The 24764-nt window shown below is 44.8% G+C and carries 23 protein-coding genes; 8 read left to right on the forward strand and 15 right to left on the reverse strand.

The window, feature by feature from the left end:
- Positions 1–40: 40 nt before the first annotated feature.
- Genes nqrF through BTO09_RS02865 form a run of 6 tightly spaced genes read right to left on the reverse strand, consistent with a single transcriptional unit; the run spans position 41 to position 6069 of the window.
- On the reverse strand, positions 41–1348 hold the full coding sequence (gene nqrF, locus BTO09_RS02840; RefSeq protein WP_087523223.1) for an NADH:ubiquinone reductase (Na(+)-transporting) subunit F: 1308 nt from the start codon (positions 1346–1348) through the stop codon (positions 41–43).
- A 1-nt stretch (position 1349) separates the two neighbouring features.
- The gene (nqrE, locus tag BTO09_RS02845; RefSeq protein ID WP_087523224.1) at positions 1350–2081 is read right to left on the reverse strand and encodes an NADH:ubiquinone reductase (Na(+)-transporting) subunit E; all 732 of its coding nucleotides are present in this window, start codon (positions 2079–2081) and stop codon (positions 1350–1352) included.
- A 19-nt stretch (positions 2082–2100) separates the two neighbouring features.
- Complete coding sequence (locus BTO09_RS02850; RefSeq protein ID WP_087523225.1) at positions 2101–2748, reverse strand: NADH:ubiquinone reductase (Na(+)-transporting) subunit D; 648 nt, start codon at positions 2746–2748, stop codon at positions 2101–2103.
- 7 nt (positions 2749–2755) lie between these two features.
- The gene (locus BTO09_RS02855; protein ID WP_087523226.1) at positions 2756–3505 is read right to left on the reverse strand and encodes a Na(+)-translocating NADH-quinone reductase subunit C; all 750 of its coding nucleotides are present in this window, start codon (positions 3503–3505) and stop codon (positions 2756–2758) included.
- A 2-nt stretch (positions 3506–3507) separates the two neighbouring features.
- Positions 3508–4719: an NADH:ubiquinone reductase (Na(+)-transporting) subunit B gene (locus BTO09_RS02860; RefSeq protein WP_087523227.1), complete on the reverse strand. Its 1212-nt coding sequence runs from the start codon at positions 4717–4719 to the stop codon at positions 3508–3510.
- A gap of 3 nt (positions 4720–4722) precedes the next feature.
- Positions 4723–6069 (reverse strand): Na(+)-translocating NADH-quinone reductase subunit A, encoded by a 1347-nt coding sequence (locus BTO09_RS02865; protein WP_087523228.1) that lies wholly within the window; start codon positions 6067–6069, stop codon positions 4723–4725.
- 143 nt (positions 6070–6212) lie between these two features.
- On the opposite strand from BTO09_RS02865, the gene BTO09_RS02870 reads away from it, so the two are divergent.
- The 4 genes from BTO09_RS02870 to apaG are packed head-to-tail and all read left to right on the forward strand — an operon-like array spanning position 6213 to position 10641.
- The gene (locus BTO09_RS02870) at positions 6213–7466 is read left to right on the forward strand and encodes a DUF5103 domain-containing protein (protein WP_087523229.1); all 1254 of its coding nucleotides are present in this window, start codon (positions 6213–6215) and stop codon (positions 7464–7466) included.
- An 8-nt stretch (positions 7467–7474) separates the two neighbouring features.
- A complete protein-coding gene (locus BTO09_RS02875; RefSeq protein WP_087523230.1) occupies positions 7475–8860 on the forward strand; it encodes a pyridoxal-dependent decarboxylase in 1386 nt (461 codons plus the stop codon).
- A gap of 60 nt (positions 8861–8920) precedes the next feature.
- Positions 8921–10246, forward strand: a complete 1326-nt coding sequence (locus BTO09_RS02880; protein WP_087523231.1) for a DUF3667 domain-containing protein — start codon at positions 8921–8923, stop codon at positions 10244–10246.
- 8 nt (positions 10247–10254) lie between these two features.
- Positions 10255–10641: a Co2+/Mg2+ efflux protein ApaG gene (gene apaG, locus BTO09_RS02885; protein ID WP_087523232.1), complete on the forward strand. Its 387-nt coding sequence runs from the start codon at positions 10255–10257 to the stop codon at positions 10639–10641.
- Here the strand turns inward: apaG and BTO09_RS02890 are convergent.
- On the reverse strand, positions 10638–11630 hold the full coding sequence (locus BTO09_RS02890; RefSeq protein ID WP_087523233.1) for a DUF6695 family protein: 993 nt from the start codon (positions 11628–11630) through the stop codon (positions 10638–10640). The two genes, apaG and BTO09_RS02890, sit on opposite strands and share 4 nt — an antisense overlap.
- Before the next feature lies 1 nt (position 11631).
- On the reverse strand, positions 11632–12330 hold the full coding sequence (locus tag BTO09_RS02895) for an NRDE family protein (protein ID WP_087523234.1): 699 nt from the start codon (positions 12328–12330) through the stop codon (positions 11632–11634).
- A gap of 132 nt (positions 12331–12462) precedes the next feature.
- Here BTO09_RS02895 and pruA point away from each other — a divergent pair, with 132 nt between their 5' ends.
- Positions 12463–14088 (forward strand): L-glutamate gamma-semialdehyde dehydrogenase, encoded by a 1626-nt coding sequence (gene pruA, locus BTO09_RS02900; protein WP_087523235.1) that lies wholly within the window; start codon positions 12463–12465, stop codon positions 14086–14088.
- A gap of 57 nt (positions 14089–14145) precedes the next feature.
- Here pruA and rsmG read toward each other — a convergent pair whose 3' ends face one another.
- A complete protein-coding gene (gene rsmG / locus BTO09_RS02905; RefSeq protein WP_087523236.1) occupies positions 14146–14763 on the reverse strand; it encodes a 16S rRNA (guanine(527)-N(7))-methyltransferase RsmG in 618 nt (205 codons plus the stop codon).
- A 126-nt stretch (positions 14764–14889) separates the two neighbouring features.
- Between rsmG and BTO09_RS02910 the strand changes: the two genes are divergently transcribed.
- The 3 genes from BTO09_RS02910 (at position 14890) to BTO09_RS02920 (ending at position 18199) form a co-directional block, all read left to right on the forward strand.
- On the forward strand, positions 14890–15990 hold the full coding sequence (locus BTO09_RS02910) for an acyl-CoA desaturase (RefSeq protein WP_087523237.1): 1101 nt from the start codon (positions 14890–14892) through the stop codon (positions 15988–15990).
- A gap of 1 nt (position 15991) precedes the next feature.
- Complete coding sequence (locus BTO09_RS02915; protein ID WP_087523238.1) at positions 15992–17179, forward strand: pyridoxal phosphate-dependent aminotransferase; 1188 nt, start codon at positions 15992–15994, stop codon at positions 17177–17179.
- Between the two features lie 684 nt (positions 17180–17863).
- Entirely contained in the window at positions 17864–18199 is a 336-nt protein-coding gene (locus BTO09_RS02920; protein WP_087523239.1) for a cupin domain-containing protein, read from the forward strand.
- Between the two features lie 7 nt (positions 18200–18206).
- On the opposite strand, the gene BTO09_RS02925 is transcribed toward BTO09_RS02920, so the two are convergent.
- From BTO09_RS02925 to trkA, 6 genes are all read right to left on the reverse strand, one after another.
- Positions 18207–20051 carry a PLP-dependent transferase gene (locus tag BTO09_RS02925; RefSeq protein ID WP_087523240.1) on the reverse strand — a complete coding sequence of 615 codons (1845 nt, stop codon included), beginning with the start codon at positions 20049–20051 and terminating at the stop codon, positions 18207–18209.
- Between the two features lie 32 nt (positions 20052–20083).
- Positions 20084–20839: an SDR family NAD(P)-dependent oxidoreductase gene (locus tag BTO09_RS02930; RefSeq protein ID WP_087523241.1), complete on the reverse strand. Its 756-nt coding sequence runs from the start codon at positions 20837–20839 to the stop codon at positions 20084–20086.
- 121 nt (positions 20840–20960) lie between these two features.
- Positions 20961–21413 carry a hypothetical protein gene (locus BTO09_RS02935; protein WP_087523242.1) on the reverse strand — a complete coding sequence of 151 codons (453 nt, stop codon included), beginning with the start codon at positions 21411–21413 and terminating at the stop codon, positions 20961–20963.
- Positions 21414–21436: 23 nt separating this feature from the next.
- On the reverse strand, positions 21437–21778 hold the full coding sequence (locus BTO09_RS02940) for a zinc ribbon domain-containing protein YjdM (RefSeq protein ID WP_087523243.1): 342 nt from the start codon (positions 21776–21778) through the stop codon (positions 21437–21439).
- A 97-nt stretch (positions 21779–21875) separates the two neighbouring features.
- On the reverse strand, positions 21876–23384 hold the full coding sequence (locus BTO09_RS02945; RefSeq protein ID WP_087523244.1) for a TrkH family potassium uptake protein: 1509 nt from the start codon (positions 23382–23384) through the stop codon (positions 21876–21878).
- A complete protein-coding gene (gene trkA, locus BTO09_RS02950; RefSeq protein ID WP_087523245.1) occupies positions 23384–24733 on the reverse strand; it encodes a Trk system potassium transporter TrkA in 1350 nt (449 codons plus the stop codon). Before trkA ends, BTO09_RS02945 begins: the two co-directional genes overlap by 1 nt.
- Positions 24734–24764 lie beyond the last annotated feature (31 nt).

A 24764-nucleotide genomic window follows, 5' to 3' on the forward strand; every position in this document is an offset into this window, starting at 1 on the left:
AAACCCTCGGCTATAACCGAGGGTTTTTTGTTTATGTTTTTTATCCGCCGAAATCGTCAAAGCGAATATTCTCGTCTGGGATTCCGAAATCTTCTCCCATTTTCTGTACTGCTTTGTTCATCAGTGGTGGACCACAGAAGTACAATTCAATATCTTCTGGAGCTTCGTGGTGATTCAAATAGTTATCGATCACACATTGGTGAACAAAACCTACAAAACCATCTCCAGGAGCATCCAAGCTCTCTTTAACCTTCCAGTTGTCTTCTTCTAATGGCTCTGAAAGTGCCAAATAGAATTTGAAGTTCGGGAACTCACGCTCCAATTCTTTGAAGTGCTCCAAGTAGAACAATTCACGCTTAGAACGCCCACCGTACCAATAGGTCACCTTACGACCTGTCTTTAAGGTCTTGAACAGGTGATACAAGTGCGAACGCATTGGTGCCATTCCTGCTCCACCTCCTACGTAAAGCATCTCCGCTTCACTGTGGTTGATAAAGAATTCACCGTAAGGTCCTGAAATGGTCACTTTGTCTCCTGGCTTCTGTGCAAAGATGTATGAAGATGCCACACCTGGGTTTACGTTCATCCATTGGTTCTTGGCACGATCCCATGGCGGAGTCGCAATACGAACGTTTAGCATGATCTCACGCCCTTCTGCAGGATAAGAGGCCATGGAGTAAGCGCGTTCTACAGTTTCTGTGTTTTTCATTACCAATGGCCACAGACCAAACTTGTCCCATTCCATTTGGAACTTGTCTGGAGTCTCGTGCTCCTCTGGGTGTGCCGTGATGTCCATATCGCTGTATTTGATCTCACATGGTGGAATCTCTATCTGGATATATCCTCCGGCTTTGTAGTTCATATCCTCAGGGATCTCTACTACGAATTCTTTGATGAAAGAGGCCACGTTGTAGTTACGAACTACAGTAGCTTCCCACTTCTTGATACCAAACACCTCTTCTGGGATGGTGATATTCATGTCTTGTTTTACTTTTACCTGACAGGCCAAACGCGCTCCGGCTTTTAGCTCTTTTCTGGTAAAGTGTGGAGTTTCTGTAGGCAAAGCCTCTCCGCCACCTTCTAAGACATGACATTCACATTGGATACAAGTACCTCCACCACCACAGGCAGATGGCAAGAAAATCTTTTGGTTCCCCAAAGTACTTAGCAAAGTACTTCCGGAAGGAACTTCTATTTCCTTTTCACCATTGATCGTGATAGTCACAGGACCAGATGGCGATAGTTTTTCTTTAGTGAACAACAATAGGGCAACCAATAACAAGATCAGCACCAAGAAGGCAACGATCGTGGCCCCTATTACTCCTAAACTTACTTCTAGTATAAACATATTAAGGGTTCATTACTTCCAAAGCAGCAGTAGCTTCGGTAGTTTGTTCTGATTTTTCTTTTTCCAATTCGTCTCCGGCAGCCGTATCGGTCTGCTCGGTAGCAGGGGCATCATCACTTTCTGGTAACATTCCTCCGAAGCTCATAAAACCAATAGCCATAAGGCCGGTAATGATAAAGGTGATTCCCAAACCGCGAAGTGGTGCCGGTACATTCGAGTAACGGATCTTCTCACGGATTGCAGCAATAGCTACAATGGCAAGGAACCAACCGATTCCAGAGCTAAATCCGTAGTTCAAAGCAAGCCCGAAAGAAGCGATCTCACGAGACTGCATGAAAAGCGAACCTCCAAGGATAGCACAGTTCACCGCGATAAGCGGTAAGAAGATCCCTAAGGAGTTGTATAGTGATGGTGAGAATTTCTCTACCACGATCTCCACCAATTGTACCATGGTGGCAATAGTGGCGATAAAGAGAATAAAACTCAAAAAGCTCAAGTCATAAGTAGCGTACTCTTCGCCCAACCAGCTCAGTGCACCTTCTTGTAAGATGTAGGTGTCTAGCAACCAGTTGATCGGTACGGTAACGGTCAATACAAAGATTACCGCAGCTCCAAGGCCCACAGCAGTAGATACTTTCTTAGATACCGCCAAATACGAGCACATACCCAAGAAGTAGGCGAACACCATGTTCTCTACAAAGATGGACTTAAAAAATAATTCAATGTGTTCCATAATATCTGTTCTTTAAGGCCTAGTTTTCTTCGATTAGATCCTTGTTTCGGCTACGTTGTACCCAGATGATGATCCCTACCACGATAAGCGCCATTGGAGGCAATACCATGAAACCGTTGTTCTCATATCCGTAAGCGTACAAGCCACTCTTCTCTACAGGGTTTCCAAAGATCTCGATCCCGAACAAAGTTCCAGATCCGAAAAGCTCTCTGAAGAATCCTACGATCACCAAGATCAAACCGTATCCCAGGGCGTTACCGATTCCGTCTAAGAAAGACTTCCAAGGTCCGTTACCCAAAGCAAAGGCTTCAAAACGTCCCATGATGATACAGTTGGTGATGATCAGTCCAATGAATACAGACAGCTCCTTACTCAATTCGTAAGAGAATGCCTTAAGCACTTGGTCTACAATAATTACCAAGGTAGCCACTACGATAAGCTGCACGATGATTCGAATCTTTGATGGAATTATGTTTCGCATCAAAGAGATAATTACGTTACCCACACCCAATACAAAGATTACCGATACAGCCATAACCACAGAGGGTACAAGCTTCGCGGTGATCGCCAAGGCAGAACAGATTCCCAACACCTGTATGGTGATCGGGTTGTTGTCCGCTAATGGATCTAAGATCAGGTTGGCATCTTTTCTAGATAAAAGTCCCATAGTGCGCTTAGTTTTTTAGTGATTTAAAGAAAGGTACATACTTCTGCACGTCTTTGCGCAGCATGGTCGCCAAACCGTCTCCGGTAATGGTTGCACCCGCTAGGGCATCTACCTCGTTGTCTGTTTTATCTTCGTTCTTAGGATCGTTGTTTCCTTTGGCCACGGCAATAGGTTCGAACTCGCCGTCATCTAAAAAGCTCTCGCCTTCAAAATCGTCCATAAAGTAACGTTGCTTGATCTCTGCTCCTAGACCTGGAGTTTCTCCTTTGTGATCAAAGAATACTCCTTGAATAGTCATGGTCTCATCTACAGCAACAAATCCCCAGATGGCATCCCAAAGCCCCTTACCGCGAACAGGCATTACATAAATGTCTTTCCCGTCCTTGTTACCTTTAAAAATAGGTAGCTTCTGTTGGTATCCTGGATCTTCTGCTTTTTTCTTCTCTTTTTTGATGTCGATCAGATAAGCCTCAGAATCCATAACCTTTTCACCACCCTGAATGTAAAATTGCTCGGTGATGTATTTATCGAACTTCTCTTGCAGAACTTCGTCAGATACAAAGACCACATCATTGGCGCCTTCGTTCTCATTCACGCCCATGGCGTAAAGGATGTTCTTTTGTTTCTCCGCGCGTTTGTTGGCGTCGATATTTGGTTTAAGTAGCTGACTAACTCCAGACAACAACAAACCAACCACCACTACCATCACGACAGCGAAGATTACCGTATAACTGTTTTTTTCTGTGTTTATAGCCATGGTTATGCCGCTTTAAGTTTTAAACGTTTCTGACGTTTCTTCACATTGGCCTGAACCACATAGTGGTCAATGGTTGGTGCGAATACGTTCATCAATAGAATCGCTAAGAATACTCCTTCTGGATAAGCAGGGTTGAATACTCGGATCATAATAGAGATGAATCCGATCAAGAATCCGTAGATCCATTTACCCTTATTGGTTTGCGCCGCAGATACTGGATCCGTAGCCATATAAACCGCTCCAAAGAGAATACTACCTATAAATAAGTGTTGCCAGAAATCTACGCTCATCAAACCGTAGAAAGTACTTGTCTCATCGATCCAACCAGCGCTTACCACACCGTTAAATATCAAGCCCATCACCAAAGCACCGATCAAAGTACTCACAATGATTCTCCAGCTTCCGATCTTGGTAAAGATCAGGATGAATGCTCCTAGAAGGATCAATACTTTAGAGGTCTCTCCCACAGATCCAGGAATAAAGCCCCAGAACATATCAGAGATACTATATAGGACATCTTGGTTCTGCGCATAGCTACCTAAGATCGTCTCTCCAGAGATCGCATCGGCAGTACCAGCGCGCTCTACAGCTCCATGCACCCAAACCTTGTCACCACTCATCCAAGTAGGATAAGCAAAGAACAAGAAGGCACGGATGGTCAAGGCAGGGTTTAGGATGTTCATTCCGGTTCCTCCAAATACCTCTTTCCCAATAACTACTCCAAAGACAACAGCAACAGCCAGCATCCAAAGTGGAATATCAATAGGAACGATAAGTGGCACAAGCATTCCAGTTACCAGATAACCTTCTTCTACTTCGTGTCCTTTAATCACTGCAAAGATGAACTCGACAATTAGACCAACTCCGTAGGATACTACCACTAATGGAATCACCTTACCGGCACCGAGCCAAAAGTTGTCCCAAGTGAAGAAGTTACCAAACCACGAAGGCTCTACGGTTAGTCCTTTGGCCATATCGATGGCCGCATAATGCTGGTATCCGGCGTTGAAGATCCCGAAGATCAAACAAGGCACTAAAGCCAGAATTACGATGTTCATCGTTCTTTTTAAATCGTCTGCCGCCTTTACGTGGGTTCCTCCGTGAGTTACCTCGTTGGGCGTATACAAGAAAGTATGCAGGGCGTTGAAAGCCGGAGCCATCTTCTTGCCGCGATACTTTTCTTTGAGCTTATGTAAATTTTGTTTCAATCCCATAGCTTAACCAATTTCCTTATACATTAGATCCAGCCCCTCACGAATGATCTTCTGATGCGGCTGCTTACTTACACAAATAAATTCGGTCACCGCGAAGTCTTCTGGCGCTACTTCGTACATTCCCATAGCTTCCATGGCATCTAAGTCTTGCACCATACAAGATTTAAGTAATTGCAATGGATAGATATCTAGTGGGAATACTTCTTCGTAGGCACCGGTCACTACAAATGCGCGATGTTCTCCGTTGGTATTGGTGGTCAATTCGTATTCTTTCTTCGGATTCAACCAAGAGAAGGTCAAGGCTCTGGTGGTAGAGATCTTGTTGAAGATCGGCTTGTTCCAACCGAAGAATTCATAATCGTCTCCTTCTGGGATCACAGAAACTACCGAGTGGTAATACCCTAAGTGTCCTTCTGGTGAGATTTGGTTTCCGGTAAGTACATCTCCAGAGATCACGCGAATGTTCTCTTCGTTAAGACCAGAATCGTAAACAAAGGTCGAAACCTCTGCCCCTATCTTAGTTCTGTAGTACTTCGGAGTTTTTACAGAAGATCCGGCCAAGGCAACGATACGATCGGCCTTATAATGCCCTGTTGCCAATAGTTCACCGATGATCACAAGATCTTCGGCGTGGATAGTCCAAACGGTCTCACCCTTATTGATAGGATCAACATGCCCGATAAGCGTTCCTACGTTCCCAGCCGGGTGTGGTCCACTAACATTGTGCGTGCTAATTCCGTTGATGTTGTTAAATACCGAGTTTCCTTTTTTAGGCACGCCAACGTGGATCGGTCCTGCCGTTAAGGTCTTTAAACCATCGATAGCCGCTTGGATCTGCTCTTCCTTCCCGGCAAGGATCAGATCGTAATCTGCTCCCATCGGCGCCGTATTGTAGGCAGAAACAAAGATCGCCTTAGGAGCAACCTCCGGATTCGCGATCACATCGTACGGACGCTGCTTAATGAATGGCCAGCAACCTGCTTCCAAAAGACGTGCCTTTACCGCTTCTGCATTAGACAGGTCTGTCTTGCCAAAATCGCGGTAGCTGTCTTCTTTGTCAGCTTCGATGATGATGTCTGTGATAACTCGTTTTGCGCCGCGACGAATTTCTTTTAAAGTCCCACTAACAGGCGATACGAAACGCATGGATTCGTTGGCTTTGTTGTAGAAAATATCGTCTCCAGCTTTGATTTTCGCCCCTTCCTTAATTACCATTTTAGGTGTAATGAGATGGAAGTCGGCAGGTCTGATATTGAAAGTTCTAGATCTGGGAGCTCCTGAAATTTCAGGGCTTGCAGCTCCTTTTAATCGAATGTTCAGACCTTTTTTGATTCGAATGTCTTTTGACATAGGATTTTTGGTATGATGACTAAAGTCGTTGTGTCTCTCTTTCGGTTTGCAAATTTAATACAAAAAAGACAGAAAATGTGGAAATTCCCCAGCAAAAAATAAGGCATAAAAATTGTTTATATTTAGACCGTTAAAGCATACTGATGAAGCACCTCATCCTACTTATCACCCTAGTTTTTACCTCTTCTGTTTTCCAGGCTCAGATCAACGAGATGCCGCCGCCGGAAAATATTCGCACAATCATTTTTAACTCCGGAGGCAATCAAAGTCAGCTACCCATTATTCGTATGGGCGAGCCCATTTTCCTGACCTTTGACGATCTCAATGCAGACGAAGAGGACTATTACTACCGCATTACCCATCACGATTTCGATTGGAAGGAATCTAACTTGGCCAAAGGTGAATTCATGGAAGGCTATGACGATGTGCGTATTCGCACTTACGACAATTCATTGAATTCCCTGCAGCTGTATGCGCATTACAGACTCACAATTCCGAATCAAGAAACACGCAGACTCACCAAGAGTGGCAACTATATCATAAGTATCTACAAAGACACCGGAGAACTCATATTCTCTAGAAAGTTCATGATCGTAGAGCAAGGTGTAGGAGTTGCTGTCGATATTAAACGCGCTCGCGACTTTAACTTCATCAACACCAAGCAGGTGGTGCAGTTCACTGTAAAACCAGGAGCCGAGTTCATTGCCAATCCAAAGCAGACCGTAAATACCTTGGTGATTCAGAATTACAACCTCAAAACAGCGATCACTGATCTAAAGCCTCAATACACTATTGGCCAAGAGCTCATTTATCGCTACGATGTTGAAGCAGGATTCTGGGGAGGAAACGAATACCTCAATTTTGACAGCAAGGACCTTCGCGGTGCGAATGTAGGCGTGAGTCGCATTGAGGTCACCGATCTGTACAACCACTTTTTGTTTACCAACCCCAGTAGAGCCGATCAGCCGTACACCTTTAATCCAGACATCAACGGGAATTTTGTGGTTCGAACACTAAATGCACAGCAGAGCGTTGGTTTTGAAGCCGAATATATCTGGATGCATTTCAGACTACAATACTTTGACGACCTAGACGGCAAAGAGATCCATATTTACGGGAACTTCAATAACTTCAACCTGGACGCTACTACCCGTATGCGCTATGACCCAGTGGACAATGTCTACAAAGGTGTCCGCAAGTTCAAACAAGGCTTTTACAACTACAAATACGTCCTCTTAGACCGCCAAGGAAATATAGACGAAGGCGCCGTTGGCGGAAACTTTTGGGAGACCGAGAACGACTACACTGTGCTGGTCTACTATCGCGAACCCGGCGGACGTTTCGACAGAATTGTAGGTTACGGCAAAGGCAACTCCAATAATATTACCAATAATTAAGCCTCCTTATGCAGCAAGAACTGGATCTATTCAGAAGAATTGCAGATCGTTTATTGTCAGAAGAAAAACGCGAAGGCGTTGTAAAACCCATACCTGCAGCAGCGTTGTGGAATACTTTGAATCTGCAATTGTCTTCAGAGGGCTTGTCAGAGACTGAATTTGAAAAGCTGCTTACGGAGGTCGTGCTCAGCACACCACGTACGGCGACCTCAAAATTCTTTAATCAGCTCTTTGGAGGGCGAACACCCAAAGCTACTTTAGGTGATCTCTTGGCAGTGATGCTAAACAATTCGATGTATACCTATAAAGTGGCAGGCCCACAGGTAGGAGTCGAAAAGGCGATCATAAAAGAGATCGTATCGCTGATCGGTTATCCGAGTACTGCGGATGGCACCATAGCTTCTGGAGGCTCTATGAGTAATTTGATAGCCATGTTGATGGCACGAGACAAAAAGGACCCAGAGGCTCGCTTTAAAGGCAATAGAAAACCTTTGGTTGCATACACCTCCGCAGCATCACACTATTCCATAGCCAAAAACGCAGCCTTTTTAGGGATTGGTCGCGACTATGTGAGAAACATCCCTACGGACGCTACAGGAAAAATGGACCCTCAGGCCCTATCGGCACAAATACTTAGCGACAAAGCTGCCGGTTTAGAACCTTTCTTTATCAATGGAACGGCAGGAACTACGGTACTCGGAGTATTCGACCCTATTGATCCTTTAGCAGATATAGCACAGGCGCACGAGCTGTGGTTGCATATTGATGGTGCTTACTGCGGATCTGTTATATTCAGTACTAAATACAAGCATTTGGTATCTGGTTTGCACAGAGCGGATTCGTTTAACCTCAACGCCCATAAAATGATGGGTACTCCCCTTACCTGCTCCATTATAGTAACGAGACACAAAAAACATTTGGCAGACAGCCTTTCTAACGAGGCGGAATACCTGTACCAAACAGACGGGGACGACTTTAATTTAGGAAAGACCTCCCTGCAATGCGGACGCAGGAACGACGCCTTAAAATTCTGGTCACTTTGGAAGGCCATTGGCACCAAAGGACTTGAAGCCATGGTTGACAGGCAGTTTGCCTTGGCCGAGACCGCTGTCAACTATATCAGAGACCATAAGGATTACACCCTCTACAGCGACCTGCCATCTATTTCTGTTTGCTTCAATTACAAGGACATTCCTGCTAAAACGCTTTGTACAGCTTTGTACGAAGAAGGCGAACTCATGGTCGGGTTCGGGAGTTTTGCCAACGAGACCTTTGTTCGCTTGGTGACCATAAACGCGGGTAACCAAGAGCAGCAGATCTTAGACTTCTTTGCCACTATGGAAGCCTTTGTAAGCAAACACGAAGCCGCTTTAAAAATAACCACAGAAGTTTAGTCCTGATTTTTCCTTTTGGTAAGGGGTTTCAAAATTCCGTGAACTCCTTATATTTACAGTATGCAGCCATCTGACGAGAATCCAAAGGACGATCTGAACAAGGACGATCAAACTAACACGTTTAACGAGACAGATAAATTACCTGCCGTTCGCGAGCCCGAATCGGAAGATGATCGTTTGGATTTTGAAACGGAGGCCGATGAACTCCTCGACCAGTACGCCAAACCCACCAATTACACAGGCCGCAAAAACGAAAAATACAGAGCCACAGAATGTCTGAACTGTGGGCATCCGCTACAACTCACCGATGTGTATTGTTCGTATTGCGCTCAAATGAACAGCACCAAAAAGTTAAGCGTAGGCGATTTCTTTGAAGAGCTTTTTTCTAGTATCATCAATTATGATTCCCGCTTCCGCACGTCTATAAAAACCTTGCTGTTCAAGCCCGGAGTAATGTCTAGAGAGTTTATCAATGGCAAGCGGATGAAGTATGTGAACCCATTCCGCTTTTATTTGAGCATCTCCATTTTGTTTTTTATCCTTTTGGGATTGATCGCCAACTTTGACGAAATTAATTTTGACAATGATGAGCTGATCGAAAAACAATTGGAGAACGGCATAGGTAAAGTAACTGTAGATGGCGTTCCAGTGGCCAATTTGGCCGAGCTCGATTCTATAATCAAAGCCAAAGACAACCGAAACCTTTCTCTGGACTCGTTACTTAAACGACGTAAGTTCAAACGAGACAGTGTCAAATCCACGAAGACCTATAAAGACCGCTACAGAACAGAGCAAGGCTACGATACTTTGTCTTTTTTCAATGCCATGTACGAGCGCGGGAAACTCTATGCAGACTTTAACCAAGAGACAGGGATCAATAATCCCAGAGTGGGCCTAGACAGTTTAAAACACGTAGACAACTCCTACCACCGCTGGGTCTATCGCAAAGCTATTGACGCAGAGACCATGAGCAAAGAACCGGGAAAGATCATCGAGTATTTCTTTACGCAATTGCCCTTTGTGATCTTTTTCTTCATCCCGATCTTCGCTTTGTTTGTTTGGCTGATCTACATCCGCAGAAAATACACCTATACCGACCACATGGTCTTTCTATTCCACACCCAGACCATGTTCTTTGTACTCTACGGGCTGGCTATGTTGGTCGATTTAATCATAGGGGCCTTTAAACCAGAGTACGACTCTGGTTTGGCAGCAGGAATTGCCACTTTGTTATTCTTGTTCTATCTCTACAAGGCCATGCGTAACTTCTACAAGCAGGGAAGAATTAAAACTATTGTTAAATTTCTGATTCTGAACTGGGTATTCTTTATTTTAGCATCGTTCGGAGCCTTCGTGGCCTTTGCCATAAGCTTCGCGACCTATTAAAAAATATCATGGTAGAACAAATAACACAAGGCATTAAAGTTGCGGTACGCTCCAAGTACGAAGGGGCTTATATCCGCAATTACAAGATGCAGTTCGCATTTACCTACCAGGTCAGCATAAGCAACCACAGTAAAGACGTGGTGCAGCTCACCCACCGCAAATGGTTCATTTTTGACGCACTCAACCATCCGGAAACGGTTTATGGAGAAGGAGTCATTGGTGAAAAACCCATTATCCAACCCGGGCAAACCCATACTTATAGTTCTGGCTGCTTATTGTCCGGCCCTATTGGAGCCATGCAAGGCAGTTACGAAATGGTCAATTTTTCTAACGCCCGTTCTTTTCAGGTAACTATTCCGCGCTTTGAATTAAGCGCTCCCTTTGCTGTAAATTAAAAGCTGAGTCGGCTGTGCACCGCTAAGGTTATCTGGCGATCGCCCTGAATTACTGTACATTTTTCGCAATGCGAATCGTAATCGAATCGGTACGCGGCATTCAGATCCAGATCGGCATTGGCTGTAAAGACACCAGAAAAATCTTGAACCTTTTTTTCGTTGTAGCGGTTTATAACATATTGCCTACGCAACGGGCCTCCTTGTAGATCGAACCAAGCACTACTGCCAGTCCCGGTGAGCAGTTGTGCATTTTCATGCGGCGCTTCTAGCGGCTCAATTACTGCGGAGCCCTTGTGTTTCTTATCGAAGTAATTCCTTAAGTTCTCTTTAAAGGCTGTACCGTTGAACTTCTCAATTTGACCTTGGTGAATTTGGTATACTGCGGATTCGGTAGCGGCTTGCTCCACATTACCCACAGTACTCGGCGTGAATTTCTTATTGCGATTCAAGCGTTTGATGATCTTCGGGTCCTGCGTTGAGGCCAACAAGGTCTCTGTCACAAATCGGGAGCAATTACTCCCCGTTTTAACAAAGGCACCATAAGGAATGCTACCGCGCCCTTGTAATTGATCTATATAAGCCTTTGCTTTTCTATAGTCTATCTTATCGCATACAGAAGCCAACAAACGACCTTCTCCGTGGGTTTTCTCCGGATGGGCTTCTAGCCAGAGTAATAGTTCTTCGGCATTCTTTAAATTGGCATTCTGGTCCAACTGGGCCAAAAACGGAATCTCCAATTCGGCATCGGTATTGGCGCCGCGAACACGTCCGTGCCCTTCTGGAGTGACATAGCGCCCAAAGTCGTAGTAATGGGCTTTCCCCGTGGCATTCTCTACCAAGACCAAGGCCGCATGCCCGGCTTTAATGTGCGAGCGTGTTCCCAGACCTACCAAGGGTAAAAAACGGCACAACAACTCGCTGCTCATTCGGACAAAGGTGTCCGGAAAGGCCATAGCAATCAATTTTCCGTCTTGTTTGTGCTCACTCATACTACAAATAGTGATGGGTAATAGCGCCTTCTGGCAGTTCCTGATATCTGAACTGGATCTTTGCTCCAATTTTGGCTACACTGCTCATGCTTTTAGTTCGAACAAAACCGCGATTCATTACAATATCGTTCTGCGGATCGCCATCTCCGGCGGTATGATGAAAATACAATTGCGATCTCAGATCGGTAGAATTTCCTTTTAGAAATTCGGCAAACCAAGCTTCGCGCTTCGCGGCTACCTCCGCAGTATACAACTGCCGTGAGGTCCAAATCCGAGGAGCTATAGGCAGCTCTGTTATGTGTTTTTGATTGCCGTCCCAGACGCATTCTAACAAGGAAAGTTCGTCGGCCCAATCTACCACCACTACGGTAAAAGGCTCCACGCCTTCAAGGTCTTCGGACTGCAGCAGCTCTTTGGCATTGTCTGCTTTTAATAGGTCTAAAACCAATAAACCACGGCTACGCCCGTAAGTTCCCATAGGATGTCTTTCAAAACCTCCGTTGAGCAAACAAACAGTCCTATTTAAGGCAGTAAGACCTATCCATGACCCGCCGGCCAAAACATCTTTAGGGTAAATACAAGCAACTCCATCCAAGTTGTATACGGCTGGTAAAAGCGTCTCGCGTTTGGGCGATTCATCTCTGTTGGAGACCAGGCTAAAATCCGAAGCAGAACGCGGAATAAAAGTTAGGGTACACATAGAAATTGCAGCAGCATTTTACAAACGCCAAGTTAGCATTTTTAAGCAATAGAATAGCCCGGGCTTTCGCACAGAAAAGGGGGCAGAATTTTGTAAATTTGCAGAAATCAAAAATTCAGTAATCGATCTATTATGGGAAAAGGATTCTACGAAGTACCGGTAGCCGTTAACGAACCGGTTAAGGACTACGCTCCCGGCTCACCAGAACGCAAAGCCGTTCTTGAAGCTTATAAAGAATTATACAATGCCAATATCGATGTGCCTATGTACATCAATGGCCAGGAAGTGCGTACAGGTGACACGGCAACCATGTCTCCTCCGCACGAACACCAACACAGCTTAGGGACTTATCACCGAGCGACTCAAGCCAATGTACAATCGGCTATAGATGGTGCTCTAGAGGCCCGTAAAGCTTGGTCACAAATGCCTTGGGAGCAACGTGCAGGTATCTTTTTACGCGCTGCGGAGCTTATTGCAGGACCTTACCGCGCCAAGATCAACGCCGCAACCATGTTGGCACAGTCCAAGACCATTTATCAGGCAGAGATCGATTCTGCTTGCGAACTGATCGACTTCTTACGCTTCAATGTGCAGTTTATGACAGAGATCTATGCGGAGCAGCCAGAATCTACATCTGGAGCTTGGAACCGTTTGGAATACCGTCCGCTAGAAGGATTCATTTACGCCATTACGCCGTTCAACTTTACAGCCATTGCCGGAAACTTGCCTGCCAGCGCAGCGCTGATGGGGAACGTAGTGCTTTGGAAGCCTTCTGACAGTCAGATCTTCTCTGCAAAGGTTATAATTGATGTGTTTAGAGAAGCTGGAGTTCCTGACGGCGTTATCAACGTGGTTTACGGAGATCCGGTAATGATCACCAACACCGTATTGGAAAGCCCGGATTTTAGCGGCTTGCACTTTACAGGATCTACCCATGTGTTCAAAAGCCTGTGGAAGCAGATCGGAGAGAATATCTTTAAGTACAAGACCTATCCACGTATAGTGGGAGAGACAGGAGGAAAAGACTTTATTGTGGCGCACAAATCTGCCAATTCAAAACAAGTGAGCACGGCTATAAGTCGTGGTGCTTTTGAATTCCAAGGCCAAAAATGTAGTGCAGCCAGCCGTTGCTATATTCCGCAGAGCCTGTGGCCAGCTGTAAAAGAAGAAGTGATCGCCGATGTGAAGTCCTTTAAAATAGGATCTCCAGAAGACATGAGTAACTTCATTACTGCCGTGATCCACGAAGGTTCTTTTGATAAACTTGCCTCCTATATCGACGCTGCAAAAGCAGACGCAGATGCCGAGATCATTGTGGGAGGAAACTACGATAAATCCAAAGGATACTTTATTGAACCAACCGTTATCGTTACCTCAAATCCAAAATACACCACCATGTGTACGGAGCTATTCGGACCGGTAGTGACCATCTTTGTTTATGAGGATGATGCCTGGGAAGAAACCCTACATTTGGTTGATGAAACTGGAGAATACGCCCTAACTGGCGCCGTATTCTCAGAAGATCGCTATGCTTTAGATCAAGCAGTCAAGATCTTAGAGAATGCCGCAGGTAATTTCTACATCAACGACAAACCAACAGGAGCTGTTGTAGGACAGCAACCTTTTGGAGGTGCTCGCGGAAGTGGAACCAATGACAAGGCAGGAAGCAAACTCAACCTTTACCGCTGGATCTCTCCACGCATGGTAAAAGAGACCTTTGTTTCTCCAACAGACTATCGTTATCCTTTCTTAGGATAAATCGATTAGATATCAATAAAAAGGCCGCTACTTAAGCGGCTTTTTTTATGGCTTATATTATAGCGGTAGATGCACAACAGCCTTAGTCTCAAAGAACGGATCTTGATAGAAATCCGCTATCGAATGAACAGTCGCTTTGGGATAGGGAGCGAGTTCTTCTGTCAGGTCGCCTCCTTTAAGGTATAAGATCCCATTAGCCAGCTCGTGATCGGAATGTTTTTTCACCTTGTTCTTTACCCAGGGAACAAAGCGTTCCATACGTGTAACTGCACGGCTTACAATAAAATCGAATTGCCCTTCCACCTGCTCGGCACGCATGGCTTTGGCAGTTACATTTCCGAGCTCCAAGGCTTTGGCTACCTCATTGACCACTTTGATCTTCTTTTGAATACTGTCTACCAAGATAAACTCAACCTCAGGAAACACGATCGCTAGGGGTATGCCGGGAAATCCGCCTCCGGTGCCTACATCCAGTATCCGTGAGCCCGACTTAAAAGGCTGGACCTTTGCTATGGCCAAACTGTGCAACACATGACGCACAGACAGTTCGTCGATGTCCTTTCTAGAAACAACATTGATCTGTGCGTTCCAATGCTCATAAAGAGATTGCAGTGCATTTAACTGCTCGAGCTGTTGCTCAGAAAGCATCGGAAAATGAAGGCTATAATCTGTCATAATAGAAATTGCTGCGCAAATTTACATTTTCTATAATTTCTGCAGCATTTAGGGTCGTAGCAAACGATACAATTTTTATCTTTACGACTTGTTATATTACTACAAAACAGAAAAACGCGATTAGTTTTGAATACGAATCAAGTCACCTTCTCCAGAGTCGATTCAGCGAAATTCTTTCGAACCCTTAACAAGCGTGTAAACGCCTATTTCAAAGAGAACAATATTGCTCGCACAGGTAATTGGAAATTACACCTGAAAACAGTGATCATGTTCTCGCTGTATCTGACTCCATACTTTTTACTACTCACCCTGGATTTCCCCACCTGGGCACAATTGTTATTCACCATCCTAATGGGGATCGGCATGGCCGGGGTTGGAATGAATGTAATGCACGATGCTAACCACGGATCCTATTCGTCTAAAAAGTGGGTCAACAAATTGCTGGGAAGCAGCATTTACATTTTGGCAGGAAACGTTTATAACTGGCAGGTACAACACAATGTATTGCACCACACCTACACCAATATTCACGGGCATGACGAAGACATGGAAGCCGGACGCATCTTGCGCTTCTCCAAGCATGCCAAGTGGCATAAGCACCACAGGTTTCAGCATTATTACAGTGTTTTCCTGTACGGACTTTTAACTTTTAACTGGATGCTTACTGCGGATTTTATGCAGACCAAGCGCTACCTAGCTCGCGGATTATCTTACGGAAAGTTCCCTGGAAAATTCAAACAATGGAGTAATCTGGTTATCACCAAAGTGATCTACGTATCTATCTGGATCGTATTGCCGATCATCTTTATGAATATTGCTTGGTGGAAGATCTTACTCGGGTTCTTTATCATGCACTATGTTGCCGGACTCATTTTGAGTATCATTTTCCAGTTGGCACATATTGTAGAAGACACCGATATGCCACTGCCGGATGAGACCGGGAACATGAAGAACACTTGGGCTATTCACCAATTGTTCACCACAGTGAACTTTGGCACCAAGAATAGAATCATCAACTGGTTCTCCGGAGGTTTGAACCATCAGGTAGAGCATCATATCTTCCCGAACATCAGTCATATCCATTACAACGATATTGCGAAGATCGTAAAGCAAACGGCTCAGGAATTCAACCTGCCTTATTTTGAATACAAAACAACGCGTAAAGCGCTCATTGCTCACTTTAGACATTTAAAAGAAATGGGCATGAAACCATCATATTCGGTTTAATATGCAACAAAGACTATCGGACAGAGTAAACCAAATGGCAACCTCTGCCACCTTGGCCATGGCGGCAAAGGCCCGTGAACTCAGAGAAGCTGGAAAAGATATTATTGGTTTGAGTTTAGGAGAACCTGATTTTACGGTTCCCGAGTTTGTCAAAGAAGCTGCGATCCAAGCAGTGAAGGACGACTACCACTCCTACACTCCAGTGGACGGCTACGGCGAGCTTAAGCAGGCCATCATTACCAAGTTCGAGCGAGACAACGGCTTACATTACAATCCGGCGCAGATCGTAGTATCTACAGGAGCGAAACAATCGCTATCTAATTTGGCCATGGTACTGCTCAATCCCGGAGATGAAGTCTTATTGCCAGCACCGTATTGGGTTTCTTACAGTGACATCAGCAAATTGGCTGGTGGAGTTCCTGTGGTTATTCCATCGACCATAGAAACAGATTTTAAAGTAACTCCAGAAGCTTTAGAGGCTGCGATCACTCCAAAAACACGAATGATGATCTACAGCAGCCCTTGTAACCCAAGTGGCTCTGTTTATTCCAAAGAAGAGCTTCGCGCCCTAGCAGATGTATTGGCAAAGTATCCGGACATTATTGTAATTAGCGACGAAATTTACGAGCATATCAATTTTGTTGGCCAGCACACCTCTATGGCTAGTTTTGAAGACATGTACGACCGCACTGTAGTTGTGAACGGCGTGTCTAAAGCCTTCTCTATGACGGGTTGGCGTATTGGTTATATCGGTGCTCCAGAATGGATCGCCCGCGCCTGTAACAAAATGCAAGGCCAGGTCACCAGTGGCGCTAACTGTATTGCACAGCGCGCAACTATAGATGCCTTGACCAACAACCCAGATAAGATCCAATACATGATAGACGCCTTTAAAGAGCGTCGTCAATTGGTTTTGGAATTGGTGAACGATATTCCTGGTTTTAAAGCCAACGAGCCAGAAGGCGCTTTTTATGTATTCCCAGACATTTCGGCTTACTTTGGTAAGACCTTGAACGGAAAGACCATTGAAAACGCTACAGACTTCTCGCTTTTCTTATTAGAAGAAGCCAATGTAGCAACTGTAACTGGCGTTGCCTTTGGAGACCCGAATTGTATTCGTATTTCTTATGCTGCTTCGGAGCAAGATATCCGAGAAGCCTTAAGACGTATTAAAGAAGCGGTTTCTTAAATTCAATTTATTAGAAAAATTAATTCTGTACCGGACATCGAGTGAATTTTGATTATCAAAATTTGTATCGAGATGTCAATCATAGGTGAGCTTTAATTTTCAAGGACAAGTCCTTGTACCTTTCTTCACACTTTTTTCCATTGATGAAAAAAGTGTGCAAAAAAATCTAGCGACGCTCACTCGTCTTTGAAAACTACGCTGTCCTCATCCACAGATGCATTGGAGGCTCCTGGTCCCTATAGGCCCAGATCGGCACAATGTATCTAAAGTCCACCTGCTGCCAGCTTGTTTTCGAACAGACTCCTTCGAAGTCGCATTTTTCGCCCCTTTGTGGCGATATGGAAAGTCATTCAATAGCTAATTGTGATTAAGGACAAATTTAAAACCTGCCCCTTCTCAGCGAAGCGTCTGTACCGAGCAAAGATCGGTTCGAGTCCGCGAAATGACAGCAGAGCGGGCCGCGGCTCAGATTTTGTGAGGGGTTTGACGCGAGTTCGTATCATTCACACACGAACGAGCGGCAAAACAGACTTGGAAGGGGCTAGCGCTTTTGGATACTTTTGCCGCAATGGGAAAAGTATCATAAAAAGAAAACGATTTTTTTCGGTACAGACTCTTTGCTGGAAGAAGCAAAGATGAATTGCAGAATACTTTAAATTCGTATGAAAATAAAAAGTAGGTATTATGACCTTCGGAGACTTTAGTGCTATTAAACCTATTGAGATAGCACCGGGCTATCACGCTAGATTTATTCATACCGACACGCATACTTTCAGTTATGTGGAGATTGAACCCGGAAAACCGATCCCGATGCATTCGCATCCGCATGAACAAATATCTTTAGTTCAAGAAGGCGAATTTGAACTCACCGTTGGAGACGAAACACGCGTGTGCGCGCCCAACGTTCCAGTCTTAATTCAAGGCGATGTGGTCCACGGAGGACGCTCTATCACCGCCTGCAAGATCTTGGATATCTTCACACCGGTAAGGGAAGATTACCGAAAACTATCGGAGCAGTAAACAAGCCTTATTGCAAACCCGCTACAAAAAGAGTAAAAACCTCTTTATGCTTCTGTAAATCAAACTCCGGAGCAACAGCGACCCGAACAATATAATCCTTATCGCCTTCTTTGGTAGTACCCTGGGTAGAGGTAGCGGGGATGGTCCAATAACAACCTTTTAATTGCCCGTAACTCACACAGTATTTGCTCTGTTCTGGGATCTTACTGATCATTAGATTGATGAGCTTTAAGTTCAAGGCTCTTTTATAAGCTTCCCGCTGGGCTTCGGTCTCGCCTTGGGTTGGCAGATCCAAAGAGAACACCGAGGGAGTAAATCCATGAGCCGCCAATTCCTGAGAGACAAAATTGATCTTAGCCTCAGGCAGCACTTTCTCTATATGATCTACAAAGGCACGGGTATTTTTATAAGCTCCACTAATGCGATCGAGCATAGAAGGCATTTGTTCTGCTAAAATCTGATACTGAAGCCCTGTCGCCTCATTGTCACATAATTCTAAGTGTCGCCCTATGGGCTTCATTAAAGCAGCAGCTTTATCGTTGGCCACAGCATAACCTGCCGTGCAACGCCCACCGCTTGGAAACTTTGAACCACTCACATAGGCAATTGCTTTTACCTCAGCGAGCACATCTTCTGCTCCTAAAAACGGATAGTTAGGACAAAAGGTCTGGTCTAAAATAAATACTGGTGCCACGGCCTGCTTACCCTCTGGTGTGAAACGAGCTTTCGACAAGGCCTTTCTTAGAGCTTCCAGATCTGGCACCTCAACGCGCGGATTGGTAGGGATCTCGGCAATAATATAGGGCACAGCATCCAATTGTGCCATATCTGCCAAAAGAGAATCGATACTACTTACCATATCGTTTCCGGCGTCGACTGGGAGATCCACAATTTCAACGCGATCTAGACTAGCTGCCACTCGCCTGGCTTGGTCGTTTGTGCCTCCGTAGCAGTTGGGCGGAATCAGCACTTTGATCTGTTTGTCTGGATGCATTTTAAGCGCATCGTCAATAAGGCCCATCATAATAGCGTACTGCATTGATAAGCCGCTTGAAGCCACCAAGGCTTCTGTTTTAGCTCCCGTTATCTCTCTGATAGTTGCTAAAACTTTGGATTTATGTTCACTGCCTGCATGCTCATTTCGATTACCAGAAGCCCCAGTTAATTCCTTTAGGGCCGTTAAACAATCGGCTGGAGTCATTGCAATGGTTTCTCTTCTTCGAAAATGTTGAATGTCCGAAACGTACTGCTCATATTGCTGCCGATTTACAACAACAATACTGCCCAATTCGTCGTCTATATTCACTAAAAAGTCTATACCTGACTGGATCTTCAAGGCAGCTAGATCTTTAGACTTGCTTACAAAAATGGTACTACCAGCATAAGGACTTATAGGCGTATTATCCTCGGCTTTTACCAGATCAAAGTCAAACCCATAAACCCTCTTGAGCGCAGCAGCATCAAAAAAATGAGGTAATGGGTCCGAATATAGGATTCGTGTTTGCTTCTCTTGAAGCAGATTTGTTCTCAACACAGCCATAATTGGAGCCACCGCAGAAGAAAAACTGATCACCTGAGTTGGTGCGAGTCCATGCAGTCTAGCTATGGCCCATTCCAAAACCGAAGACAGTGGATGCCCAAGCCTAATATAGTCGTAGGCCGTGGGTAAGTGGGCCAGTTTATCGGTAGTGAGATCTGCGCTTTGATAGAGCGCATCAAAAGCCTCTAAAAACTCAACTTTGGCCTGGCTTTCATCATAAATGTCCAGACGGTGGGTGGTTAATTGCAACCAATCCTCGGGCATGTTTTGTATTACTGCGGAGAGATATGCTAATATTCGTTGTTTACTCATATATCGCTAAAATAGCTTTGTCGTTGTTAGTTTTAGGACCTTAAATAAGAAGCTCCATTAATATCCAAAATGGCACCAGAGGCATATTCCATTCCTTCGTTTACCAGGGCCAGAATACCATTCGCAACCTCTTCTGGCTGAGCCATTCTGCCGAAAGGTGACTCTGCTAAAAGGGCTTTGCGCTCTACTTCTGTTAGGGTCTTGCTCGCCATGTCTGTCTCCGTAAAACCAGGAGCAACAACATAGCAGTAAATATTATCTTTAGCCAACGCCTTGGCCATAGATTGACTCATGGCATTAAGCGCAGCTTTACTAGCAGCATAGGCAGGTTTAGCAGGCTCTCCTCTAAAGGCGCCTCTAGAGGATACATTGACTATTTTTCCTCCCCCATAAGACTTCATGGCTTGAGCTGCCCAATAGGTTAGATTCGCTGCGGTGATCACGTTCATTTGCATGAGCTCTTGCCAGGCTTGATTCCAATGATCAAAAGAATCTTCCACATTGTGAAAGATGGAAATACCCGCATTGTTGACCAAAATATCCAACTTCTCAAAGCGGGAAATAAAATCAGAGACGAGCTGCTCTGGCGCCTCTGTCTGGCTAATATCGCAAGCGAAAAGTTGATGCCCATCGCCTGGTAATTCTGCCAAGGTCTTCTGCGCAGCCTCTTTATTGCTTTTGTAATTGATACCAACTGTGGCTCCCTTCGCAGCAAAAGCCATGGCAGTTGCTTTGCCAATTCCTCTTGAGCCTCCTGTGATCAGTACTTTCTTGCCAGAATAGTCCATGGTATTACTTATTTAAATACTCTAGGCCACTTTGAATTATACTTAATTCTGATGCCTACAATGAAGTGATAAAATTACGGCCTAAAAACAGACTGAACAACTCACAAACAATTTATGAGTCTTAGTTCTTGGAGATCTTTGAAAACAACAAATAGATCCAATGCCCAACTAAAGGCAACAATGCGCCTATAGCAATACCATAGGTATATCCCCAAAAAATTCGCATGGCCTCTTGCCCGCCTTGAAAGCCAGATTTGGTCGAAAAATTAAAGGAGATGTTTCCCGCCAAAGCAAAAGAAACAGGCACCCAAAGAACAGCTAATCCGATTGCGACTTTCAAAACCAGCGCTAAACGATGGTACATTAAATTATGTGGTTGACGCAAGGAGCGCACTCCCCAATAAACAGATAATGACAATGCCACAAGACCAATCCAGGTTATAAAAGTTCCTAATGGAATGGCTCCGCTTTTGCTGAGATTGTAATTCAATAAAGACGAGCCCGTAAGCAATAAGGCCAATACAAATATGGTTACGCTTAGTGCAATTAGAAAATAACTTTTTTGCTTGTTCATGGACTTGCGTATTTGCGGTGATTTTAGGCTTTCTTGACGAACTCCGATTTTAACCCCATAGCTCCAAAACCGTCAATTTTACAGGCGATATCGTGATCGCCTTCGACCAAGCGAATGTTCTTGACTTTGGTCCCTTTCTTTACTGGTTTTGGTGCTCCTTTTACGGGTAGGTCCTTAATTACAATGACCGTGTCTCCGTCTTGCAGTGGATTCCCATTAGCGTCTATTACTTGTGCGTGATCTTTTTGTTGCTGCTGAGAGGCATCCCATTCAAAACTACATTCGGGACAGGCGTATAAGGAATCTCGTAGACTGTATCCATATGGAGATTGACAACGCGGACAGGGTTTCATTTGGTCTGACATAATTTTAGCTATTCTTCCGTTACCGAACGATGTTTTGAAAAAACCAAACCTCCGGTGGATGTTTGAGTGAGATAGCCGCGTAAGCGGAAGGATTGAATTATCGGTTCTTCCAAAAAAACGGCGTAAATAAAATGAGTACTGTAAAGAGTTCCAAACGCCCAATGAGCATTAGGAAAGACGCCCACCATTTGGCTGCCGTAGGCAGCGAGGCATAATTATCTACCGGGCCGAGATCACCCAATGCAGGCCCAACATTTCCTAAAGTTGAAGCTGCTCCACCCAAGGCCGTTTTAAAATCTAAGCCCAACCAAGAGAACACCAATGTTCCTATGATAAAGGACAGCATGTATAAAATAAAAAAGGCCAAAATATTGAAAACAATAGGCTGCTGCACGGCTTTCTGATTGTATCGCACCGGCAAGATCGCACTTGGGTGCAGGGTACGTCTAAATTCCATGATCCCATTTTTGATCATGATAATGTGACGAACGATCTTAATACCTCCGGAGGTAGATCCGCTGCTTCCGCCCAAGAACATGAGTCCGAAGAAAAAGAGTGTCAAAAAAGGAGTCCAAGCGGTAAAATCTGCAGTGACAAACCCGGTGGTGGTCACTACGGCCAGTACCTGAAATAAGGCATGTCTAAAGGCGTATTCTCCTTCGCCTAATACCTGCGGATGTGCAACAGTACTAAAGGTGATATCAGATTGGAAATAAATGATCAAAGCAGCAATTATAGTGAGCGATGCGATCCCTATCAAATAAAACTTGAACTCATCGTCCTCAAAGATCCTACTGAACTTGCGCTTAAAGGCAAAGTAACTCAAGACAAAGTTCGTACCGGCCAAGAACATAAAGACTATGATAATATACTGTATCAGCGGGGTGTCGTTCCAATAAGCAACACTGGCATTCTTTGTAGAAAATCCACCTGTACTCAGTGTACTGAGCGAATGGTTTACCGCATCAAATACCGACATTCCGGCAACAGACAGCAAGATAGTCTCGGCCAAGGTGTATCCAACGTAAATAAGCCAAAGACGTTTGGCCGTATCGGTTATCCGCGGATGCAATTTATCTCCTCCAGGCCCGGGAGCCTCCGCAGCAAAGAGCTGCATCCCTCCAATTCCTAAGAGCGGTAAAATGGCAATGGCCAGTACAATGATACCCATACCTCCTATCCAGTGGGTGATACTGCGCCAGAGCAAAATGCCTTCTGGCATCACCTCAATATCTTCGAGTATAGTGGCTCCTGTTGTGGTATAGCCGCTAATGGTCTCAAAGAAAGCGTTGCTAAAAACAGGGATAGCATCTGTGAGTACATAGGGAAGACTCCCGGTAATGGACATAAAAAGCCAGCCGAAGGTCACAATTAAATATCCCTCTCGCTTTTGGAGTTCCTTCCGATGCTTAGCCGTGGCGTACATAAACATCCCACCCAGCAAATTCGTGATAAGCCCGGCAAGGAGTATGCCTTCTGTGGCCCCATCGCCATAACCAAAACTTACTAAAGCCGAGATCCACATAAAGCCACCATTGCACAATAGCAACAGCCCCATTAAGTGAAAAATGAGCTTAAAATTGAGTTTGGACAGGGAAGATATCATTAGACGAAGAGCTTTTCTACCTTCTCCAAGGCCTGTGGCAAACAAGACACCACCACGCGATCTCCTTCTTTGATCTCAAAATCGCCAAGGGCAATGATCCCTTCGCCATCGCGAATTATACCGCCGATCACAGCAGATCTTGGGAAGTCCAGCTCGCGGATCACTTTATTACACACGGCACTGTCTGGGTGAACTATGAATTCCAAAAGCTCCACATTCATATTGTTGAGTTTGGTGATCGCTACAACCTCCCCTTTTCTTATGTATCTAAAAATGGTATTGGCCGCTAAGAGCTTTTTGTTGATCAGGGTGTTGATTCCTATAGACTGTGAGAGTTGGAAGTAATCCATATTCTCTACAAGTGCAATGGTTTTCTTTACCCCGCGGGATTTGGCCACCAAACAACTCATAATATTGGTCTCTGAATTCCCGGTCACCGAAACAAAGGCATCCATATCAGAGATCGCCTCTTCTTCTAGAAGTTCCACATTGCGTCCGTCGCCATTGATCACCAAACAGCTTGGCACATCGTCTGCGATTTCAAAGGCTTTGTCCTTATCGGACTCAATGAGTTTTACTTTAAACTTACTCGCACAAAGATCTCTAGCAGTCTTGTAGCCTATATTACTACCACCTAAAATCATAACGTTCTTAAGGTCTTCCTTAACCTTACCTGCCATGGTGTAGATACTTTCCAGACCTTCTTTAACGGTGACAAAATACACCTGATCGCCTTCTCTGAATTGGGTATCTCCTCTTGGGATAATGGTGTATTGGGTTCCGCTGCGCTGGATGGCAATAGGCACATAACTATACTGCTCGCTCACCTCAGCCAGATCGCGCACACTCTTACCCACAATAGAAGAGGTGCGAGACAGAATCAAGCCTACCATGGTCAAAGCGCCATCGTCAAATTCATAAGTATCGTTAAACCCACTTTGATTGAGCAGCAAACCAATTTCATTTGCGGCTAATGATTCCGGCGAGATCAACTCGTCTATACCTAAACTGGTAAAACCGATCTCATCCTTATTCTCAATGAATTCAGAATTGGAGATTCTTGCAATGGTGCGCTTGGCACCCAATTGCTTGGCCAGAACACAAACTGTGATATTTGTGGTTTCGCTGGAGGTCACACCGATCACCAATTCCGTATTGGCAACATCGGCATCTTTTAGCACCGAAATAGAGGTTGCATCCCCTTTCACTACACGGATGTCCAAATGCGTATCTGCATACTGCAAACTGGAACGGTCTGTATCGATCAAAGTAATGTCTTGCGATTCAAAGGAAAGCAGTTTGGCTAAATGGAAGCCAACCTCGCCGGCACCGGCTACTATAATCTTCATAGTCTACGAAAAGCGTACGGGGGCAAATTTA

Source organism: Gilvibacter sp. SZ-19 (assembly GCF_002163875.1).
In the GTDB taxonomy this organism is placed as follows: domain Bacteria; phylum Bacteroidota; class Bacteroidia; order Flavobacteriales; family Flavobacteriaceae; genus Gilvibacter.

Bases quoted from the DNA above. Each gene is read 5' to 3' on its own strand.
- BTO09_RS02875 (WP_087523230.1), top strand. From the start codon at position 7,475: ATGCAGCAAGAACTGGATCTATTCAGAAGAATTGCAGATCGTTTATTG.
- BTO09_RS02860 (WP_087523227.1), bottom strand. From the start codon at position 4,719: ATGGGATTGAAACAAAATTTACATAAGCTCAAAGAAAAGTATCGCGGC.
- rsmG (WP_087523236.1), bottom strand. From the start codon at position 14,763: ATGACAGATTATAGCCTTCATTTTCCGATGCTTTCTGAGCAACAGCTC.
- BTO09_RS02855 (WP_087523226.1), bottom strand. From the start codon at position 3,505: ATGGCTATAAACACAGAAAAAAACAGTTATACGGTAATCTTCGCTGTC.
- BTO09_RS02945 (WP_087523244.1), bottom strand. From the start codon at position 23,384: ATGATATCTTCCCTGTCCAAACTCAATTTTAAGCTCATTTTTCACTTA.
- BTO09_RS02935 (WP_087523242.1), bottom strand. From the start codon at position 21,413: ATGAACAAGCAAAAAAGTTATTTTCTAATTGCACTAAGCGTAACCATA.
- BTO09_RS02895 (WP_087523234.1), bottom strand. From the start codon at position 12,330: ATGTGTACCCTAACTTTTATTCCGCGTTCTGCTTCGGATTTTAGCCTG.
- BTO09_RS02890 (WP_087523233.1), bottom strand. From the start codon at position 11,630: ATGAGTGAGCACAAACAAGACGGAAAATTGATTGCTATGGCCTTTCCG.
- BTO09_RS02930 (WP_087523241.1), bottom strand. From the start codon at position 20,839: ATGGACTATTCTGGCAAGAAAGTACTGATCACAGGAGGCTCAAGAGGA.
- BTO09_RS02850 (WP_087523225.1), bottom strand. From the start codon at position 2,748: ATGGGACTTTTATCTAGAAAAGATGCCAACCTGATCTTAGATCCATTA.
- nqrE (WP_087523224.1), bottom strand. From the start codon at position 2,081: ATGGAACACATTGAATTATTTTTTAAGTCCATCTTTGTAGAGAACATG.
- BTO09_RS02915 (WP_087523238.1), top strand. From the start codon at position 15,992: ATGCAACAAAGACTATCGGACAGAGTAAACCAAATGGCAACCTCTGCC.
- apaG (WP_087523232.1), top strand. From the start codon at position 10,255: ATGGTAGAACAAATAACACAAGGCATTAAAGTTGCGGTACGCTCCAAG.
- pruA (WP_087523235.1), top strand. From the start codon at position 12,463: ATGGGAAAAGGATTCTACGAAGTACCGGTAGCCGTTAACGAACCGGTT.
- trkA (WP_087523245.1), bottom strand. From the start codon at position 24,733: ATGAAGATTATAGTAGCCGGTGCCGGCGAGGTTGGCTTCCATTTAGCC.
- nqrF (WP_087523223.1), bottom strand. From the start codon at position 1,348: ATGTTTATACTAGAAGTAAGTTTAGGAGTAATAGGGGCCACGATCGTT.
- BTO09_RS02925 (WP_087523240.1), bottom strand. From the start codon at position 20,051: ATGAGTAAACAACGAATATTAGCATATCTCTCCGCAGTAATACAAAAC.
- BTO09_RS02880 (WP_087523231.1), top strand. From the start codon at position 8,921: ATGCAGCCATCTGACGAGAATCCAAAGGACGATCTGAACAAGGACGAT.
- BTO09_RS02940 (WP_087523243.1), bottom strand. From the start codon at position 21,778: ATGTCAGACCAAATGAAACCCTGTCCGCGTTGTCAATCTCCATATGGA.
- BTO09_RS02865 (WP_087523228.1), bottom strand. From the start codon at position 6,069: ATGTCAAAAGACATTCGAATCAAAAAAGGTCTGAACATTCGATTAAAA.
- BTO09_RS02920 (WP_087523239.1), top strand. From the start codon at position 17,864: ATGACCTTCGGAGACTTTAGTGCTATTAAACCTATTGAGATAGCACCG.
- BTO09_RS02870 (WP_087523229.1), top strand. From the start codon at position 6,213: ATGAAGCACCTCATCCTACTTATCACCCTAGTTTTTACCTCTTCTGTT.